At 57.1% G+C, this 2,934-nt stretch carries 2 protein-coding genes and 1 pseudogene; all 3 read left to right on the top strand.

The genetic code is table 11. The annotated features are described in order from the left end of the window. Nucleotides 1-311 precede the first annotated feature (311 nt). Nucleotides 312-467, top strand: a pseudogene (locus ACSQ36_RS46950) (electron transfer flavoprotein subunit alpha/FixB family protein); the annotation flags it as partial. 931 nt (nucleotides 468-1,398) lie between these two features. Beyond that, the gene (gene parS / locus ACSQ36_RS46955) at nucleotides 1,399-1,926 is read left to right on the top strand and encodes a type II RES/Xre toxin-antitoxin system antitoxin (protein WP_436187626.1); all 528 of its coding nucleotides are present in this window, start codon (nucleotides 1,399-1,401) and stop codon (nucleotides 1,924-1,926) included. Further along, nucleotides 1,923-2,393, top strand: coding sequence for an RES family NAD+ phosphorylase (locus ACSQ36_RS46960; RefSeq protein ID WP_436187627.1), 471 nt, complete (start codon nucleotides 1,923-1,925; stop codon nucleotides 2,391-2,393). The genes parS and ACSQ36_RS46960 overlap by 4 nt, the downstream gene beginning before the upstream one ends. Nucleotides 2,394-2,934 lie beyond the last annotated feature (541 nt).

A 2,934-nucleotide genomic window follows, 5' to 3' on the forward strand; every position in this document is an offset into this window, starting at 1 on the left:
CTTCATATCACGCTTCACTTCAGGAAAATGTCCGCCTGGATTTTACTCCTGCACCCTTAGCGCGACATAACCAACAAACTTTTGGACCTAGAACAGATGCTTGATGCCGGCAGAGAGGAGTACCTGTTTATTTGTCGCTGAAGGCGTTAAATAGCCGATTTCGGCAACTGCCGGGCGCCAAGCGAATCCGTGCCGCTGGCATGTTGAAACGCGCCGATGAAATAAAGGTCGGTTGTCTTCGACAAGGAGTAGTCGCCTCCCAGATTTAGCTGCTCATACTTGGCGCTGCCTTTGTCGCCAACGCTCCCGCCATGCGCGCTACGGGTTTCGACCCGGTGGCGGCAGAAGGCGGCAGTGCATCGGTGGAAAAGATCGAAGCCTCGGAGGACACGGGTATCTCGCAGTTCGTGAGCCGCGGGTTGACGAAGCTGGACCGGCCTGGGCTGACATCGGCACGTCGGATTGTATTGGATGATGAACAGCGCCAGCGCCCGGTTAGAACGGCGCCCTTGCTCGCGTCGGCCGATTTCGCACCGCCGCTGTGGGCTGCGGACAAGAAAAAAGCCTATATCGGTTCTGTGGACGACCCAAGATGGCTCCGTTTGCCCTATTGGCGTTCCGGCAAGTTATCCCCGCCTGACAACGTGTTCAAATTGCCCGTCGCCCTCATTGGTGGCGGCCCCACCGCGCCAAACTCTGAATCAACATCAAAGAGAAAATCTCACTGAATGGAAATTGAGAACCTAGCCCCAAAGAACTGCTCGTGCATCGTCAAACGCTTCAGCAACAGGTGAGTGCGGCACGCCAGCGTGAAGCGGAAGCGGTCCTCACCAACATCGTGCGCAAGATGCATGAATATCAGATTAGCCTCGCGGATCTGATGGGTCGAAAAGGGGAATGCTAGAAGGACACCTCGGCACGCGCACCGAAATATCGCGATTTACGAAGCGGTGCAAGGTGGAGCAGTCGAGGTTGGGCGCCGCATTGGATCGTCGACAAGAATCGAGATGATTTTCTCGTGCGCGCCAAAGGCCGAGGCTCTGGCGAAGTGTCTGAGACAGATCGAAACCCGTAGACGTCAAGGGGTTAAGCGGCGACTTGAATCGCCCCGCGAAAGTAACGCACAACAGGTAGTCACGTCACTCCTGACGGGCCGGTTATAAACAATTTCGATGGATTGCGTGGTTTCTCTGGCGCGCGCCTTTTTGCATCATCACGCCCAATGGCGGCGGTAAGCGATTTGTGTGCATACTCTCCCGGGGATGAACAGAAGGGCTTCCAGTCGCCTCAGGCGAATTAGAAGGGACTTCCCAAATGGGAGGCACTTGTTTCCCGTCTGGTAATCGGATACACTAAAACTCAATTGGGCATCAATCGTTGCCCATTTGGGAGAGCACTATGTCGGCAGAAACAGTCGCAGGACGGCCTCATTCGCGGCGGGTAAAGCCTAGCGTCTCAGCGGGAAAGTCCGCAACGGCCGCAAGGCTCGCGCACATCGCCACTTATGGGCTGGGCGCTCAGCACGACGATTTCACGTTCTTTCTCGGGCTCGACCCGATCGAACAGTCACGCCTTATTCGTGACGGCATGGAGGCGGTAATCGTCAGCCGAATCGCAACGGAGTTGCTGGATATCCCGGTACAGACCCTGCTCGCGAGTCTGCGCCTTCCCAGCAGCACCATCAACCGCAAGATCTCGCAAGGCGAGCGGCTCAGTGCGAGCGAATCGGACCGTGCAGCACGCACGATGCTGATTTACGCGCAGGCCAAGGACGTTCTAGAAGACGGCAAGCTGGCCGCCGAATGGCTGCTGCGGCCCAACGTTCAACTGAGCGGTGAACGACCGTTGGATATGCTGGATACGCAAACCGGGTTTGACCGTGTACGTGACATTATCGTACGTCTCGAATACGGCGTGACCGTATGAAGGTGTTTCGTCTTGCAAAGGAGAAGCCCGGCAGGTACCGGGCCGATGACCTGAGCGGAAGTGGTGCCGCTCTCGCCGGCGGACGCTGGAATCCGCGGGGCGTACCGGTGCTGTACACGTGCTGCCATGCGTCGACAGCGGTCCTCGAGGCGCGCGTTCATGCGTCGGGCCTGCTGCCAGTAGCGAACTTTTATCTTGTCACGCTGGAAGTGCCGGACAGGGCCGCGTCGAGAGCTTACGTGCCGGATCTGCCCGACGACTGGAATGTGCTGGATCGCGACCCAGCCTCGACTGTGGACCTCGCGAGGCAGTGGCTGGAAGCTGGCAAGCGGCTTGCGATGCGGGTTCCGTCGGTTGTCTGCCCGAGTGACGACAACCTGATCCTGAATCCAGCGCATCCTGGCATGAAGCACGTGGTGGTACTGCACAAACAGCGCTTCGAGCTGGACCGGCGGCTGTTCAAATAAAACCAGCGGGGACCCGCGATTGTGCGATTGCCAGACGAACAGGACCATCTTGACCGGGCTCGTGGTTGCGGCGCCGGTCTTCAACTTTTCATAGACCAATGGCATGTCCCGAATTTAACAGCAACGTTGGAACAACTGCACATCATTTCCGAACTTCGCCATGTCTTCGGATTTGCCCAGTTAATTGCGTTTAAAATGCGGTACCGGCTGGTCTCCCAGTAACCTTCTAAGCACATCGGCCAGCTAGCCAGCCAGCTATCTGGCGAGATGACTCTCAGTCTGCGTGAGAGGGCCAAGGTGCAGGTGACCGTGCCGTGATAACGAGAAACGAGACCTGTCCGATGTCGAATTTGGGCAAGTCGCGTATGGCTGGATCGGCTATCGCGCCCAGCGTACCGGAGCGCCGGTTCGAACGCGAGAACGTAGAGGGAGCGAACAATCCTAAAGCGGTAAGAATGCTATCCGACTTGACATAACCTTATAAGTGTTCAGGCGAAATTGATTTGAAATTTGGTGCCGTACGCACCGAGCAGGCTGCGAA

Origin of the sequence: Caballeronia sp. LjRoot34 (assembly GCF_964253815.1) — a bacterium.
Lineage (GTDB): Bacteria > Pseudomonadota > Gammaproteobacteria > Burkholderiales > Burkholderiaceae > Caballeronia.